The organism is Listeria aquatica, assembly GCF_014223975.1.
Classification (GTDB): Bacteria; Bacillota; Bacilli; order Lactobacillales; family Listeriaceae; genus Listeria; species Listeria aquatica.
Genome location: NZ_JAARRM010000003.1, coordinates 26,815 through 43,825, shown reverse-complemented (window position 1 = coordinate 43,825; position 17,011 = coordinate 26,815). Strand labels below are relative to the sequence as shown.

The following is a 17,011-nucleotide window of genomic DNA, read 5'->3' as shown; positions in this document are numbered from 1 at the left end:
TTGACCAGTTATTAAATTTCATGACTGGTCTTTTTTTGTAGAAATTTACTAATAAAATTTTTGTCATTATCGTGAAAAATGAGAAAAAAAAAATCTAAATTGTAGTCAAGTAAACAAAAAAAGTTAAAAAAAAATATTTCGTATGCTGTAAGATTAGTATTAGAATAGTGAATAGTTAATGAAGGGAAGAAAGGAGAGTAAAAAAATTCACTATACAAAATATTTGCGTAATATAGGAGGAAAAAATGAAAAACAAAGAAATTTTAAAAAAAGGTGCAGTGGCTCTTATTGCGTTTAATGTGATTGCTTCAACATCTGTGACATCATTGTTATCCACAACTGCAAGTGCAGCTACAACAACTGAAAAAACAACTGCAAGTGCGCGTTCAACTGTTGTAACGCCAGTAAATTTACTCAAGAATCCCGGCTTTACACCAAACGCACTAGGGTTTGATGATTGGACCCCCGCTTATGATGATACAGTAATTACGGGCGGAATGAGCAAGGACAATTCGGGTTATTTTATTTTTGGAATAAATAAAGCTACTGTGGGGTCCGAATCTGGCGGCTTGCGTTTTTGGTCTGCTGGAGGAAAAGGAACACTTACACAAAAAGTGCATGTGATTAAAGGAGAGACCTATCGTTTAAGTGCTGTCGTAAAAGATGTTGGTGGATTCTTAGATGCAGGTGCAGACTTTTATTATAAAGTTGGAACTGAAGAAACCCGTGTGGCGGCCAAGAATGTTGGAGATCTTAACTATGATTATACTGCCACTGAAACAGGAGATATCGATGTAACTGTTGGGATGCTAAGAGGTGGGAATTTTCTTGGTACAAATTCAGCAGCTATGTCGCTAACAAACCTAGAGTTTAAGAATACGGATGTAACGCCACCAGCTGCACCGACCATTAATCCCATCTACACAGATGCAAATCTTGCTACTGGTAAAGCAGAGCCAAATTCGACAGTTATTTTAACAACTGAAGATGGAGAGAGTGTTAAAGGAAGTGTAGATGCGGATGGTAATTATTCTGTCCAACTCCCTCGTCAAATTATGGGACATATTGTTACAGTTGCAAACCAAGATATTGCAGGAAACATTAGTGATTCGACAACTTCTTTACCTGTAAGACAAGGAGAATTAAGCGAGCCAGTAATTAATAAAGTGACTAATGCAAGTACAACCGTTAGTGGAGAAGCGGATTTAGCTGTTAATGTTAATGTCAAAGTGATCAAAGAAGATGGTACAGAAAAAGCTTATGTAGGAAATACAGATACTAAGGGACATTTCTCAATAGAAATTGCTAAACCTGAATATGGAGATAAAGTACAGGCTGTGACTTCTGGGAATGGTAAAGTGAGCCCTACAGGTGAAGTAACAGTCAGCGATGCAATTAAGCCATCGGCTCCTATCGTTGAGGATCTTTATACAGATACAGTTGAACTTAAAGGTCAAGGAACTGCGGGAAATAAAATACAAGTGACATTACCATCAGGTGCTTTAGATCCAGTTTCAGTTGCTGCTGATGGCTCATTTAAGATTGCTATTCCAGCACAGGAAGAGGGAGCAGAGATTAGTATAGCTCAAATCAAACCTTCTGGATTAAAAGGCGATGCAACGGTTAAAACAGTACAGCCTGGTGATTTACCACAACCAATTATTAAAGAAGTAACGGATCAATCTACAAAAATTGAAGGTACTGCAACGCCAAATGCTGATTTTAGAATTATTGTAAAGGATAAAGAGGGAACAGCAGTTTCAAATCCATATATTGGAACAGTAGATTCAACAGGTAAATTCTCAATCCTAGTAGATAAATTGTCTTCTGACTATACCATTACAATGACTTTAACAAAAGGTGATCAAGTAAGTAAGCCAAAAGTTATTGAAGTGAAAGATGTAACAGCACCAGAAGCACCAGTAGTCAATGCAATTTCAGCAGATGATAAAGTAATTACAGGTACTGGTGAAGCAGGAGCAAAAGCTATTGCGAAAGTGAATGATCAAGAAATTGGACACGCAACAGTTGGGGCTAATGGACAATTCCAAATTGCGATTCAACCACAAGCTGAAAATGCTGTTGTGAGCGTTGTTCTTGAAGATGCAGCGAAAAACACATCGGCTGCTGTAAGTAAAACTGTTACACGTTCTACTAAATTTGATTTAACGGTTCCAGAAACATTAAATGTTGGTACAAGTACATTCAGTGGTACATTTGGTGCAGGCATTTCGAAAGTACGTCTTTTTGTGAATGGTGTAGTTGTTTCTCAAGCTGCGACATCAAATGGAACTTATACATTTGAAAATGTAGATAAATTTGTCGTTTCTGCAACAGATAAAGTAGAAGTTGTAGGGGTTGACAGCAAGTATGCAACGGTGAAACGAGTAGAGGTCAATGTAAAGGGTAACCTAACCAAGGTCTTGACACCAGATACGTATGGCTATGGAACGAGCAAATTGACAGGTAAATATGAGGATAGTGCTTATAAAATCCGTCTGTTTGTTAATGGAGAAATTAAAGCTCAGGCGACAATGGATTCTGCAACACATACGTTTACATTTAACAATGCAGCAAGTTTAATTACAAGTCCAACAGATAAAGTAGAAGTTGTTGCAGTAAATAAACAATATGCGGAAATCTACCGTACGGATGTTACAGTTGAAAATTCTGCAGCGAATACACTTACTGTACAGCCGTATGAAATGGGAAGTACTACATTAACAGGAACATACGGAACAGGAATTTCGAAGGTACGTTTAGTTGTTGATGGAAAAATTGTTTCCCAAGCAATCAACGATAATGGCACATACACATTCAATAATGTGGATAAGTTAATCACGTCAAATCAAGCGAAAGTGGAAGTTGTGGCTGTTAACTCTATTTATCAAGAAATTGGCCGTAAGGATGTTCAGCTAAAAGGTGTATTATATACGTTAACTGCAAATGCTTATAATGCAGGTGATCAAATGCTGAGCGGGACGTACGGTGAAGGGATTTCAAAAGTTCGTTTGTTTGTGAATGGTGTTGTTAAGGCTCAAGCGAGCATGGATGAAGCGGCACACACGTATACATTTAATAATGCGTCAAGTTTTATTTTAAGTCCAAATGATACAGTAGAACTTGTAGCGGTTAATTCACAATATAAAGAAGTGAAGAGAATGACTATCAATGTCATTAATGCAGCTGAATTAAATGGACTTGTAGTGAATGAAGGTAATTACAAGTTAGGTACGGATACTTTAAGCGGCACATATGGTACTTTAGGAGTTAAAGTTAGACTGTTTGTAAATGGAGTAGTAAAAAAACAAGCTAACACTGCTGATGGTGAGTTTACGTTTAATAATTTAAAAGCATTAAATATTGCTTCAGGAGATAAAGTAGAACTAGTACTTGTCAATTCTCTTTATCAAGAAATTAACCGTATCTCAGTTGATGTGGTTGAATAAAAAATAATATCTGGATAAACAAAGAAAGGAAGAATTTGAGACGGAAATCGAAAATTCTTCCTTTTTGTTTAATTTTCAGTTGAAACTTTTAACCTGTTAGATGGTTAAGCAATTTGTTAATGATTTTTTTACTAGCATATAATTCATAACCATAATTAAAATGAATAATACCGAGTTTCCGATCAATTGAAGTAATTTCATCCGTATTAATAATAAAAGATTTTAAATTTGTGTAGAAATTGTTTTCATCAAATAATAATTTTAGTGCACTAATTTGATAACGGACACTGTGTGTATGGTTCTTTAGATGAATCAATGAATAATTTTTACTACCAGCTAAAGTTTGGATAAAGATAATATCCTTCTTAGGCAAAAAAAGCTGTTCAGAACCATTTTTTAATATGATATTATCCGTGAATGCATGCTTTTCTATTTGTTGAATTTTTTCAAAGATTAGTTGAATTTGCTCGGCAATACTGTCAAGATTGTCAGGATCCTTAATGAGGTAGCCTGAGGGGAGGATATGGCGATTGACGATTTCTAAGCTCTTATCTTGATGAAAAGTGATGAAGTAAATATAACATTGATGGTTTTTTTTTCGAATCTTTTCAGCAATATCAATCCCGGATAGTGCTTCATTTAAATCAATATCAAGAAAATAAATATCATTATCCATGATGACATGTGTATCCATTTGATTTACGAAATTGTAAATATCAAAAGTTGTATGCATCCTGTATCGAATGTTAAGTTTTTCAGCAGAAGTTATGACACTTTGCTCAATAAACTCTCTGTGTAGAAAATTGTCTTCAACCAAGTAAATATTAACTTTACTCATTCCTTTCCCAAAAGTACTAAAATTGTAAATCAAAGGAGTAAAAAAAGAGAACTGTTATTTTACAATGTATTTATACCATGCTTAATGGTAAAAAACAACCTAACAAGTTCTTAAGATTAAGAGAGTTGTCTGTTCTGAAAGAAAACGATTAAAAGGGAAATATGAAATTTTGAGAATTCAAAATTGATTTTTAATGGTAGTTTTACCCTTCACTTAGTCTAGAAGTGGCATTTTTGTGAAGAGATTTATCTTTTTGTAGTTTTTGTTACACTTCGAACTATTCTTTCATAAATAGCTTTTAGATATACTAATTATAGGAGGATAATAGTTATGGATTTTTTAAGTTTACATGAAAAAGTCACAGAGCATAATAATTTCTCGCATTTTTTGTTAAATAAATTTGAGTATAAAGAAATTGACTTAGGCAAAAGGGCAACGTATAGTGTTGAATCCAATGAATTTATTATTATAATGGGTGGGTTATTAGTTAAAGAAAACTGTAACCGGATATCGAAAATACGCCAGTATAGTTTTGATTTAGAAGGAGATTTTATTTTCAACTTAGAAGACGATGAGACATGCTATTTAGATAATATTAAAGACTGTCGCATTGCAGTGCTCGATAAAAATATAATTTTTGATATGTTGGAAAAAGATGGTCTACTTGTTCACTTGTTTTTAGAGAAATATTTGAAGGCAGAGGAAGATATGGATTTTCTAAAGCTTCATTTTTTAAATTCAAATAAACGAATCATCCATAGTATGTTGCAAATTTCTAGACTTAATCAACAAGCTTTTAAGTTGCCTCATTTGATATTTCCAAAAGAAATCAAGCTGACTAATTTAGCTAAATATTGTAATTGTAACAGAGTTACAGTATCAAGATTATTGAGTAAGTTAAAAAATGAAAACTACATTTTCGTAGAAGAAGAAGGGTTAATGATCCCAGAAGAAAGTATTAGTGATTTATTAGATATGTAAAAGGAGCGATTTTATGAAGAAGATAGGACTAATAGTAAGTCTAATGTTCATGCTGGTTATTTTGGTAGCTTGTGGGGGGCATACGCAATCAAAAAATATAGAAAGTAAAAAAACAAAGTCATGGGAAATTACACCTACTGAAATTGAAGTGAAAGAAAGTTCAAAAAAAGGAAAAAATGAACTCGTAATTTCGTATAAAGCAAAAAATATTTCCAAAAAAGAGCAAGGGATTGTTGCAGCAGATTTCTTCTTGTCAGATAATGATGAACATTATTTTTATGCGAAAGGTAGCCTGAAAAATATTAATGAAGTTGTGAAGCCAGGAAAAGAGGTAGAAGGAAAAGGATATTATATTATTTCCAAGGATTTGAAAAATGCTGATTTAATATACAGCCCAGTTAATACAAAGGAACGAGCAATTTGGAAAAATCTAACATTTTAAAATATACATGAAAAGGGCGGGTTGAATAAATGAATATCCTATATTTGCATCAATACTTTGCTACCTTATCTTCATCCACTTCCATTAGAAGTTTTGTTTTTACGAAGAGGCTTGTTGAGAGTGGACATAAAGTTACAGTTATCACAACCGATGCATTTATGAAACAAGAACAACCATACAAAATAGTAGAAGATGTAAAGTATTATAACATCAGAGGTATAGAAATATTAGCTATTGATAGTTGTTACAGTAATTTTCTGAATAAAAAAGAACGAATAAAAGAATTTTTGGAATTCATGAAAAAGTCAGAGAGTATTGGTGGGAAATTAAGTGGTATTGATTTGATATTTGCTACATCAACACCTCTAACAATAGGTATTCCAGCCATGAAATTAAGTAAGAAATTAGATGCCCCATTTGTTTTTGAAGTACGCGATTTGTGGCCAGAAGCTCCAATTCAAATGGGTTATATAAATTTTAAACCTCTCCAACATTTTCTACGTCTTGTAGAAAAGCGAATCTATAAAAAAGCAGAACATGTAGTTTGCTTATCGCCAGGTATGGCAGATGGAGTATGCTCGAGAGGTATTGCGGAAGAAAAAGTTACGGTTATTCCCAATTTAGCAGATTTGGAACTTTTTTCAGAAGAAAATATCGATCAAGAATTTAAGCAGGAGATTGTAGAGGAGTTTGGTCTTAAAGATAAATTCATTGTTACTCATATTGGAGCAATGGGAGTAGCAAATGGCTTACATTATTTATTAAATGCAGCAGAGCATATCCAAAATCGAGGTATTCAAGAAATTAAATTTCTCATTGTAGGGAGTGGGAAAACGAAACCATCACTTGTTGCTGAAAGTAAGAGGAGGAATTTACAAAATATAATATTTATTGACAGTATTGAAAAAAGTGATGTTCCTACCTATTTAGACTTGGCAAATATTACAATCACAAGTTTTTTACCAAAACCGATTTTAGCTACAAATTCTCCAAATAAATTTTTTGATGCTTTAGCAGCTGGAAAACCAATTATCGTCAATTCAAATGGTTGGACAAAAAATATCGTTGAAGAACAAGAGATTGGCTACTATGTTGATGCAGAAAAACCAGAACAGCTAGCCGAATTGTTAATCGAACTAAAGGATAAAAAAGAGTATTTGAAAAGTTTAAAAGAAAAAATAAAAAATCTAGCTAAAATGCAGTATAGTGCTGATGGAGCAGTTGCTAATTTAGCTAAGATTTTTGGACGAGTTACTAAGGAATGGAGTGGGAAAAGATGAATATTTCTATTGTTGGTACAGGCTACGTTGGCCTAGTAACAGGTGTGGGGTTAGCAGAAATTGGTCATCATGTTACTTGTATCGATATTGATGAAGAAAAGATAAGGAAATTAAAACGGGGGATTTCGCCTATTTATGAACCAGGTATTGAATCTTTAATTTTAAAAAATATTTCTGAAGGAAGATTAGACTTTACTGCCTCTTTTGCCGAAGGTGCTCGTTTGGCTGATGTTGTTTATCTTGCTGTTGGGACACCCACTGGAATCGATGGACAAATTGATATGACCTATTTTAATAAAGCAGCGAGTGAAATTGCTGAAGTGATTATTCATCCAACGGTAGTAGTTATTAAAAGCACAGTGCCAGTCGGAACAAATGCTTCTTTGCAAAAACTGATGGATAAAAAAGCGAAGCATAAAGTATCGGTTGTTTCAAATCCAGAATTTTTGCGAGAAGGTATGGCACTTCGCGATTTATTTGAAGGAGATCGAATTGTAATTGGGGCAGAGAATGAAGAGTCAATCCAAATAATGGAAAGAATCAATTCTCCATTCAATATTCCAGTGGTTGCAACAAGCTCTAAAAGTGCAGAACTCATTAAATATGCATCGAATGCATTTTTAGCTACAAAAATTAGTTTTATCAATGAAATTGCTAATCTATGCGATCGTGTGGGTGCAGATATTCAGGAAGTGAGCTTTGGAATGGGGCTCGATAAACGGATTGGTAGTCAATTTTTACAGGCTGGGATTGGTTACGGCGGTTCTTGTTTTCCTAAAGACACGTTAGGATTACTGCAAATTGCGAAAGAATCAGACATGGATTTTCCGCTTTTACAAGAAGTTATTCAAACGAATTCTAGACAGCAAAAAATTCTTGTTAAAAAGTTGTTAGCAAAGCTCGACACGGTTAAAGGAAAGAAAATCGCGATTCTCGGGATTGCATTTAAACCAAACACGGATGATGTTCGAGAAGCGCCCGCGTTAAAAATTATGGGAGAGCTATCAAATCAAGGTGCGATTATTTACGCCTATGATCCAGTTGTAAAAAAACATAGTAGTGCTTTGCCACAAAATATTAGGGTAGTAGATACGATTGAGGATGCGCTCAATCAAGCGGATGCAGCACTTATTGTAACAGAATGGGAAGAAATTAAAGCACTACAAGCAAAAGAATTTAAAAAATGGATGAAACACCCGGTTGTATTTGATGGTAGGAATTGTTTTGATCCAGACGAGATGCTTCGACTGGAGGTCAATTATCAATCAATTGGACGCGGAGGAGAGCAAAAAGTATTGATTTTAAAATAAAGGAGAGGAATTATGAGAGGCAAAACTTATTTATGGGTGAAGGCGATAGTAGACCGTATAATGGCTGTAGCTTTTTTAGTAGTTCTAGCAATACCGCTTATTTTTCTCACTTTATTTTTAGCTTGTTACTACCGAGGAAATCCATTTTATACTTGTGAACGAGCAGGGCTTGCGGGACGCTCATTTAGACAATATAAGTTTAAGTCTATGTACGATGATGTTTTGGGGGAAGAAAGCGGAGAAAAACAACGCATTAGCCCTGTTGGACAAATTTTAAGAGAGTGGAGCATTGACGAAATCCCGCAACTTATAAATATTTTAAAGGGAGATATTAGTTTTATTGGGCCACGTCCGCTTACAAGTGATTATATGGCTTTGTATACGGAGGATGAAAAAAGACGGCTTGAGGTGAAGCCAGGCCTTACTGGTTTAGCACAAGTGAATGGACGGAATACAATTAGTTGGAAAAAGAAATTTATGTTAGACGTTCAATATGTAAATTCTATTTCATTTTGGATAGATATCAAAATTCTATTTCGAACCATTCGAGTTGTCCTTTTAAGGGAGGGGATTGATCAAAATGAAACCATTACAGCAGAACGATTCAAAGGATAAAAAAAATCTTGTAATTATCGGATGTGGGTCACAGGGGAGAATGCTAAAAAATATGATCGAACAGTATGATCTTGGTTACCGATTTTTAGGTTTTTTAGATGATCAAATTGAATTTCCTTCTAAAAAAGGGGAAACATTTGAAGCTCCCTTAGAGTATAGCGAATTCTTGCTTCAAGAGGAAATCTATTTTGTTCTAGCTATTGGAAAAGTTGAAGATCGGTTTCAGATAGTTAGGAGATTGCCTGCTATTCCCTTAGAACGCTACGCGACAATTATTCATCCACATGCTTATGTTGACCAAACAGCGGAAATTGGTGCAGGAACATATATTTCAGCAAATGCAGCGATTATGCACGGGGTTAAAGTAGGACATCATACGAGTGTTTTGACAGGAAGCATCATTGAATACGAATCCCAAATTGGCTCTTTTGTGAATATTTCGCCAAACGCTACTTTATGTGGGAATGTTAATGTGAATGATGTATCTTTTATTGGTGCAGGCTCTTCCATTATTCAGGGGCTTACAGTCGGGAAGAGAAGCTTAGTTGGAGCAGGTGCGACAGTTATCCATGATATAGCTCCCGATTCTCTTGCGATTGGAACGCCAGCGGTAGCCAAATCTCGCAAAAAAGAACTGGATTTATTCAATGCTTATAATATCTAAACGGGAAGATTGTGATTAATTTGCCGAAAGCCAAAGTAATACATGTTTTTTACAGTGTAATTGTTTTCACAGTAGGCATTCAGATTTTATCGATGTTGCGAACAGCATTGCTCGCAAAGCAATTTGGTGTTTCAAGCGAGATGGATGCTTTTAATCTTGCCAACTTAATGATGGTAGCAATTGTCAATATTGGAGGAGCCGCTATTCCCACAGTTGTTATTCCATTTTTGACAAATATATCGGATGAACGAATACCAGAAGCAAGAAGAGTATTGAATTCCTACCTTGTAACAATTCTATCTGTAAGCGCGTTTTTCTTGTTACTTGTTTATCTAATTGGCTTTATCAGTATGGAGTACTTTCAATGGAAGGTAGACAAACCATTTTATTATATGACCTATTTACTAACCTTCATTATGGGGGTTGGGCAATTATTTAGAATGTACTCATGGCTTCAGATCTCAAATTTAGAGGTTGAAGGGAAATTTATTTGGATCAAAGTAGCAGGATTTGTTGCAGCGCTTTCCAACTTGTTATTTCTTCTAATTTATAGCTCACAATTAACTATATATCAAATTGCTATTTCTGTGGCCATTTCATTTTTGATTGAGGCAGTACTACTTGCATGTTCTAACCGAAAATGGGCATTCAATTTTTCGTTTTCTTTTCGTTCAGAGGAATATAGGCGTTTAATACGTCTCACCCTTCCGTCTCTATTTGGTTCTATTCTTTATCAAGTAACAATCTTACTACCTAATCTATTAGGAAGTTATTTTGGGACAGGTTACATTTCTATGATGACCTATGCGAATCAAATTGTAAGCATTTTTCAAGTATTGTTGGTCACGAATCTGTTATCCATGATTTATCCGAATCTGAGCAGAAATTTTCAACAGTCTATCCAAGTTGGAAAAACGAAATTTGTTCAGTATTTGAAGTTACTAGTTTTATTAATTCTCCCTGTTGTTGCTGGAATGCTCGTATTAGGACAAGAAGTTATTAGTCTATTATTTGAACGGGGAAGTTTTGATAGTACATCAAGCGTTCATGTCTTTCAATTTCTTTTTTTCTTAATGCTGAGCCTTCCATTTATAGCATTTAAAGAATTAACTTTTAAGATATTTTACAGCTTGGGAGATACAGTTACTCCTGTTGTAAATAGTACGTTAGCAATCATTTTCCAAGTTTTGTTTTTACTCGTAGGTGTCTTAAAAATGGGTGTTATTACACTAATGATTTCCCCATTAGTTGTAGCCTTGTTTGCACTTTTTCTAGCAGTTATTGTATTAGCCAAAAAAATGTCTTTCAAATATGAATTTATCGTAATTGCCAAGGAGACAGGGAAAGTTGCTCTAAATGCTGTCATCATGGCATGTATTGTATATATTGCGAAAGGAATGATTGTTTTTTCATCAGAGATTATCAATTTAGGAATTTATGTAATTATTGGTGTGATCACCTACGGATTACTCACAACGATCACGGATTTTAAATTTGTTCGAAAGTTTTTGCTAGGAAAAGGAAAAATGGAGTAAAGGAGAGGGATAAATGATTGCAAATGAAAGAGAAGATTTATATATTTCGGAAAATAAAGTGGAAAAACCGATGAAAGTATTGTTTTTTATTTCCAGCTTTCCAAAGCTCTCAGAGACTTTTATTTTAAATCAAATAACTGGACTGATTGATCATGGAGTTGATGTAGAGATTCTCGCTTGGAATAAAGCAAAAAATAAGAAGGATCATCAATCTGTTTTAGAGTATAATCTGCTTTCGAAAACAACGTTTCTTGATATTCCATCAAAAAAAGGAATACGAATTTTAAAGGCTACTATATTGTTTATGAAATTGTTTTTCAGGAATAAAAAAGTAGCATTAGAAACTTTGAAGTGGAGAAAATACGGACAAATGTCTTCGTCATTGCGTTTGCTATATAGTGCCCCTTATTTTCTTTCACGCAAACAGGCAGATGCTGTCGTAATTCATTATGGTCCCAATGGAAATATCGCCAATTTTTATAGAAAGTTAGGGCTTCTGGATGAACGGGCAATGGTTTTTTTTCACGGTCAAGATATTACCTCTTTTGTGAAAAAATGGGGGAAGATGGTCTATAATGATTTATTCGCTAGTGATATAAAATTGTTGCCTATTAGTTCTTATTTTGCCGAGAAACTACAAAACTATGGTGCGAGCAGAGAAAATATTGCTGTTCATCATATGGGTATCAATACTGATGAATTTAATTATCAACCTTCACTAAAACAAAATTCGCTCCGATTTTTGACAATTGGAAGATTAACGGAGAAGAAAGGGATGGAGACGGTTATTCATACGATGGCACTTTTAAAAAGCCGTTTATCTGTACCATTTCATTTGGATATATTAGGTGATGGAGAACTGAAAAAAGAATTGCTCAAACTGATTGATGAGTTGCAGGTTAATGATGTTGTAACACTTCATGGAGCACAAACTCAAACAGTTGTCAAAGAGACTGTTGAAAAGGCTACTGTAGTTATTCAGTTAAGTAAAAAAGCTCAAAATGGAGACATGGAAGGGATTCCAATGGTATTGATGGAGGCGATGTCACGGGGGAAAATGGTGATTTCTACTTATCACAGCGGTATACCAGAGTTGATTAAAAATGGTGAAAACGGATTTTTAGTGCCAGAAGATGATCCTAAAGAGGCCGCAAATAGCATCATGACTCTCTTACAATTGGAACAGTCAGAATGGAATGAGATGTCACTAGCAGCGCGTAACACAATTGTTTGTGATTTCAACTTAGAAACATGGAATAATTCTTTATTAAAAAAATGTAAAGGATGAAGAGCATTGAAAAAAAGAGATGAGAAGCGGATTTTCATGTGTAGCTCAGTACATGTTTGGTCCGATACAAGAATTTATTTTAAAGAGGCAAAATCACTTGCCGATAAAGGGTTTCAAGTTGAATTTTATGCGTTAGACTTTGAAGGAGAAAAAGAAAACATTCCTAATTTAGAAATGCACTATTTACCAGCGCTTTCTCGAAAAGAACGATACCGGCATATGCGGGTTTTATTAAAGGCATTTGAGGAATCAGAAGCGAAAAATTTTCACTTTCATGATCCAGAACTTTTGCTCTTAGCAAAAAAAATCAAAAAAAAATATGGAAATAAAGTGAAAACGGTTTATGATATGCACGAGCATCTACCTGCAGCCCTTTTAACGAAGCAGTGGATTCCTCGTTTCTGCCGTCCCTTTGTATCTAAATTTGTAGAAGTAGTTGAAAAATATTATTTAAAATGGGTTGACGCTGTGATCTATGCAGAGGTTTCCTATAAGCAAAATTACGCAATGAATCAAGCAACTAAAACTGTCGACGTACTGAATTACCCAGTCATGCCACCAGAAATCCAAGAAATAAATCCAGAAAAATTCACACTAATATACGTAGGAGTTTTAACAGAACAAAGAGGACTTTTCAATATGTTAGAGCTTGCTAAAGCTTTGCGGAAAAAGGGCTGTCATGATTTTAAGTTGAAATTAATTGGGCCGATTTTTACTAATGAAGAAAAAATTGTGGATTTTATTTTAAGGAATAAACTTGAAAATCATATTGAGCAACTTGATCGGATGCAGTATAAAGATATTTGGCGTCACTATTATCAAAGTCATATTGGGCTATGTTTATTACATCCTACTCCAAACAACTTGAATTCACATTCCACAAAGCTATTTGAGTATATGGCAGCAAAACTACCTGTAATTGCCTCCAATTTTCCAGATTTTACACGAATTTTGGCTGAAGCAGATTGCGGGTATACAGTTGATCCTTTTGATCCAGAAGGGGCAGCAGATCTTGTAATGAAACTCAAAGAAGACAAACATAGGAGTCAAGAGATGGGAGAGAAAGGCTTCCGAGCATTTGAACAACTATACAGCTGGCAGCATGAATCTGAAAAATTAGTTGGATTGTATGAAGATTTCGAAAAAAAGAAAATAAGGTTGGGGATTTATGAATAAAAAAAATATGACTGTGGGAATCTTACTTCAAACCATTAAAAAAAACATATTATGGCTCGTTTTGATTATCTTAGTAGCACAAATGAGTGTATGGGTGTACCAAAATTATATTCATATTGATGAATATCAAGCAGAAACCTCTCTCTTAATTAATGTAGAGCAAGAAGAAAATGTGCTTTATACACAAGAAGGCATTCGTAATAATATTCAGCTTATTACAACTTATTCTTCAGTTTTAAAGAGCAGTAAAATCATGAGTTTAGTTAATACAGAAGAAAAAATTGCTGGGAAAGACGGTAAGGGACTTAGTAAGCAATTGGCAATTAGCTCTGATCAAAATTCACTAGTGTTTCACATCACATATACAGATCAAAAACGTGAACAAGCAGAACGAGTCAGTCAGGCATATGTGGAAACAGTTGAAAAAGAAATTCCCAAGCTATTTAAAGGGAGCACAGTTATTATATTGGAAAAACCAAGCGTTCACTTAGTTAGCCAAGGATTTTCTATGAATTTAATAGCTTTGTTTGTCAGCCTTATTCTGGCGACCCTCTTTATTTTATTGAAGGCATTTATGGACAGAACAATTAAGTCACAGGACCAAATCACGCAATTGAATATCACTTATCTAGGGGATGTTCCCGAAATTAAGGAATAAGGAGCTGAGTAATACGTGGAAAAAAACTTAGAGATGGATCAACAATCTTTGAATCGAATCCTTCAAGAAAAATTTTCGGCAATTCAAACCAATATTCAGTATATGCATAGTCAAGATGATATATTTCGGACCATTGCCATCACTTCTTCGAATAAAGGAGAAGGAAAAACTTTTTTTAGTATAAATTTCGCCAAAACGACTGCTAACTTCAAGCAAAAAGTATTATTAATTGATGCAGATTTTTATTCTCCAAGTCTGACAAAACAATTTAGACTAAGAGGAGGAGCCGGACTTTCTAATGTTTTGACAGGACGTTCAAACTTTCATGATGCAATTTATCATGCTACAGAGTACTTGGATATTTTAGCGATTGGGACTATTCCACCGAATCCACTTGAATTACTACGGGTTCAAGGTGTGGAAAGTGTTATACAGGAAGCATTAGAGACTGACTATGAATGTATCATCTTCGATTGTCCACCAATTAATTTGTTTACAGATTCTAGGCTTGTCGCTTCTTCATGTGATTTAGGCATCCTAGTTGTCAATAGTAATAAAACTAGAGAAGAAGAACTTTCTAACGCGAAAAAATTATTAGATAACTCAGGGGTTAAAGCTGTTGGAGCTGTATTAAATAACGTTAAATATAATAAAAAGAAATATGATTACTATGGTTATTAAAAAAACTTTATTTGGAGCTTTATTTATTTTAATAAGCATCATTTGTGCGATTTATCCACTTATTATTTTGCCGGTTCTTCTGATTGGACTTTGCATTTTTATTATGGATGTTCAACTAAGATGCATCACTCAATTTTTATTTATCATCGTCGTTATTGCTGCAATATTTGGCCCCTATTTGAGTATCCCGGGGTTTGGAGGATTGTTTTTATTCCGAGCAGCACTTCTTCTCCATTTTGTTCTTTTCTTATTTGAAAAGAAAGATTGGGCATGGCTTTCGAAACTTAAGGTTCCGTTTCTTGCATTTAGTTTATGGATCTTGTTTTCTATAATCACATTGATTTGGAGCCAAGATATGCAATTAAGTTTACGGGCTATTTATTTTCAACTGGAAAGTTTGTATCTAATTTTTATTATTGTGTACTACGTAAGGCAAGTGAAACATTTGAAAAAATTGTTTTTTTGGATTATGCCACCATTTCTCTTATCCATTGGAGTAGGGTGTTATGAAATGTTGACAGGAAATCATCTATGGTACTCGAGTTTGAGCGAAAATGGGTACCCAGATTACCGTCCGACTGGGCTTCTTACCAATACGAATGATTTTAGTTCTTACTTGTCCATCTACTTCCCAATTTTTGTTTATTTACTACTTAAAAAAAATTCATGGTGGCGTTGGCTAATTGTTTTAAGTAGTACAGCTATCTTATTTTCTTTGGTGGTGGCAAGTGAATCACGAACAGGACTTTTTGCATGTGGAGTTACGCTACTTTTAATCATCATCAAGTTATTTTCAAAGCAAATGGTAGGTATTCTGCTATTTATTAGCACGAATTTAATAGGTATCTATCTGCTTTTCATGAAACTTATTGAAAAACAGGAATTTAGTTATTTAGTTGGAAAAGAGACATCAACAGACCAGCGAATGCTTATTTATGAAACAGCTTTAAACGTAGCAAAGGACAGTCACTTTTTTGGAGTAGGCATTGGCGTCGTTCCAAACTATATCTTCCAAGCGCTCTACGGAACGGTTAATATTCCTATCCAAATGCAGCAGACGATGAGTGCCCATAATTTTTGGCTGGCCACTTTAGCGGATGTTGGAATCCTAGGTTTATGTTGTGTGTTATTTTTCTTCTCATGGTTATTCTTTTTTGCAGTTAAATTGTTTGTAAGCAAAAAGGGGTTGCTTGCAGGGGTACCTTTATGTATTCTTATGGCTTTTATTGCTATTTCAATTGGCAGCAGTAGCATTTTTGAAATGCGCGTCGTATGGCTTGGCATTGGGATAGCTCTAGCAATCATTCATCTGAATTTGAGGGGAGAGGAAGAGGAATATGAAGAAAAAATTTATTAGTCTGTATTTTAAAATGATTAGTAGAAAATATCGCTCAAGAGATAATATCGTACAATACACATTCAAAAAGAGGCGAAAACACGACCAATTGATTATCGTCTTTAGTGCATTTTCACGTCCTGGGATCCCTGCAACCTATAATTATATAACTACTACAAAAGATATTGCGGCTGATCGTCTCTTTATTTTAGATGATTTTGGGCATAATAAGCAAGGTGGCTATTATTTATTTCACGAAGGTTCCAATAATCCTGAGAAAATAGTCACCGAGCTCATAAATAAGATACGAGCAAAAAAAAACTATCAGCAAATTATCTGTGTTGGAACGAGCAAAGGAGGCTATGCGGCGATGTATTTTGGCTTGAAAATAGAAGCAAACGCCATTATCTCTGGAGCACCACAGTACTTTTTAGGAAATTACTTAACGGATATTCCTGAAAAAAAAGAGACATTTGAAGGGATGGTGGGGAAAGACAAGGCTTACTCCGTTTCCGATTTAAACCGATTACTCAAGGATAAAATTTATGAGAAAAAGGGACTTCAGACACAATTTTATCTACATTTCTCTACGAAGGAGCATACGTATAAGGAACATATTGTAGATTTGATTAAAGATTTAAAAGCAGGTGGCTATCCTCTAAATTTAGACGAACATGAGTATTTGAGACATCAAGAAGTTGCCACTTATTTCCCACCGTTTTTACAGAGAAGCCTAAAAAAGTTAGCAAAGGAGTGAA

General features: G+C 34.6%; 15 protein-coding genes. 14 read left to right on the top strand and 1 reads right to left on the bottom strand.

Annotated features, from left to right (window positions below; translation table 11 throughout):
• The first annotated feature begins 245 nt into the window (after positions 1 to 245).
• Positions 246 to 3,449 carry an Ig-like domain-containing protein gene (locus HB912_RS08865; RefSeq protein ID WP_185373897.1) on the top strand — a complete coding sequence of 1,068 codons (3,204 nt, stop codon included), beginning with the start codon at positions 246 to 248 and terminating at the stop codon, positions 3,447 to 3,449.
• An 88-nt stretch (positions 3,450 to 3,537) separates the two neighbouring features.
• On the opposite strand, the gene HB912_RS08860 is transcribed toward HB912_RS08865, so the two are convergent.
• A complete protein-coding gene (locus HB912_RS08860; protein ID WP_185373895.1) occupies positions 3,538 to 4,287 on the bottom strand; it encodes a LytR/AlgR family response regulator transcription factor in 750 nt (249 codons plus the stop codon).
• Positions 4,288 to 4,617: 330 nt separating this feature from the next.
• Between HB912_RS08860 and HB912_RS08855 the strand changes: the two genes are divergently transcribed.
• Genes HB912_RS08855 through HB912_RS08795 form a run of 13 tightly spaced genes read left to right on the top strand, consistent with a single transcriptional unit; the run spans position 4,618 to position 17,010 of the window.
• A complete protein-coding gene (locus HB912_RS08855) occupies positions 4,618 to 5,268 on the top strand; it encodes a Crp/Fnr family transcriptional regulator (protein WP_185373893.1) in 651 nt (216 codons plus the stop codon).
• A 13-nt stretch (positions 5,269 to 5,281) separates the two neighbouring features.
• Complete coding sequence (locus HB912_RS08850; RefSeq protein ID WP_185373891.1) at positions 5,282 to 5,710, top strand: DUF4352 domain-containing protein; 429 nt, start codon at positions 5,282 to 5,284, stop codon at positions 5,708 to 5,710.
• Between the two features lie 29 nt (positions 5,711 to 5,739).
• Positions 5,740 to 6,990 (top strand): glycosyltransferase family 4 protein, encoded by a 1,251-nt coding sequence (locus HB912_RS08845; RefSeq protein ID WP_185373889.1) that lies wholly within the window; start codon positions 5,740 to 5,742, stop codon positions 6,988 to 6,990.
• Entirely contained in the window at positions 6,987 to 8,300 is a 1,314-nt protein-coding gene (locus HB912_RS08840; protein ID WP_185373887.1) for a UDP-glucose dehydrogenase family protein, read from the top strand. The genes HB912_RS08845 and HB912_RS08840 overlap by 4 nt, the downstream gene beginning before the upstream one ends.
• 12 nt (positions 8,301 to 8,312) lie before the next feature.
• On the top strand, positions 8,313 to 8,915 hold the full coding sequence (locus tag HB912_RS08835) for a sugar transferase (protein WP_036073016.1): 603 nt from the start codon (positions 8,313 to 8,315) through the stop codon (positions 8,913 to 8,915).
• Entirely contained in the window at positions 8,881 to 9,579 is a 699-nt protein-coding gene (locus HB912_RS08830; protein ID WP_185373885.1) for an acetyltransferase, read from the top strand. The genes HB912_RS08835 and HB912_RS08830 overlap by 35 nt, the downstream gene beginning before the upstream one ends.
• A 20-nt stretch (positions 9,580 to 9,599) precedes the next feature.
• Entirely contained in the window at positions 9,600 to 11,114 is a 1,515-nt protein-coding gene (murJ, locus tag HB912_RS08825; protein ID WP_185373883.1) for a murein biosynthesis integral membrane protein MurJ, read from the top strand.
• Positions 11,115 to 11,127: 13 nt separating this feature from the next.
• Positions 11,128 to 12,402, top strand: a complete 1,275-nt coding sequence (locus HB912_RS08820; RefSeq protein ID WP_244964466.1) for a glycosyltransferase — start codon at positions 11,128 to 11,130, stop codon at positions 12,400 to 12,402.
• Between the two features lie 6 nt (positions 12,403 to 12,408).
• Positions 12,409 to 13,578: a glycosyltransferase gene (locus HB912_RS08815; RefSeq protein WP_185373882.1), complete on the top strand. Its 1,170-nt coding sequence runs from the start codon at positions 12,409 to 12,411 to the stop codon at positions 13,576 to 13,578.
• Positions 13,571 to 14,236, top strand: coding sequence for a YveK family protein (locus HB912_RS08810; RefSeq protein ID WP_185373880.1), 666 nt, complete (start codon positions 13,571 to 13,573; stop codon positions 14,234 to 14,236). Before HB912_RS08815 ends, HB912_RS08810 begins: the two co-directional genes overlap by 8 nt.
• A 15-nt stretch (positions 14,237 to 14,251) precedes the next feature.
• Positions 14,252 to 14,917, top strand: a complete 666-nt coding sequence (locus HB912_RS08805; RefSeq protein ID WP_185373878.1) for a polysaccharide biosynthesis tyrosine autokinase — start codon at positions 14,252 to 14,254, stop codon at positions 14,915 to 14,917.
• The gene (locus HB912_RS08800; RefSeq protein ID WP_185373876.1) at positions 14,907 to 16,274 is read left to right on the top strand and encodes an O-antigen ligase family protein; all 1,368 of its coding nucleotides are present in this window, start codon (positions 14,907 to 14,909) and stop codon (positions 16,272 to 16,274) included. The genes HB912_RS08805 and HB912_RS08800 overlap by 11 nt, the downstream gene beginning before the upstream one ends.
• A complete protein-coding gene (locus HB912_RS08795; protein WP_185373874.1) occupies positions 16,255 to 17,010 on the top strand; it encodes a Two component regulator three Y domain-containing protein in 756 nt (251 codons plus the stop codon). The genes HB912_RS08800 and HB912_RS08795 overlap by 20 nt, the downstream gene beginning before the upstream one ends.
• Position 17,011 lies beyond the last annotated feature (1 nt).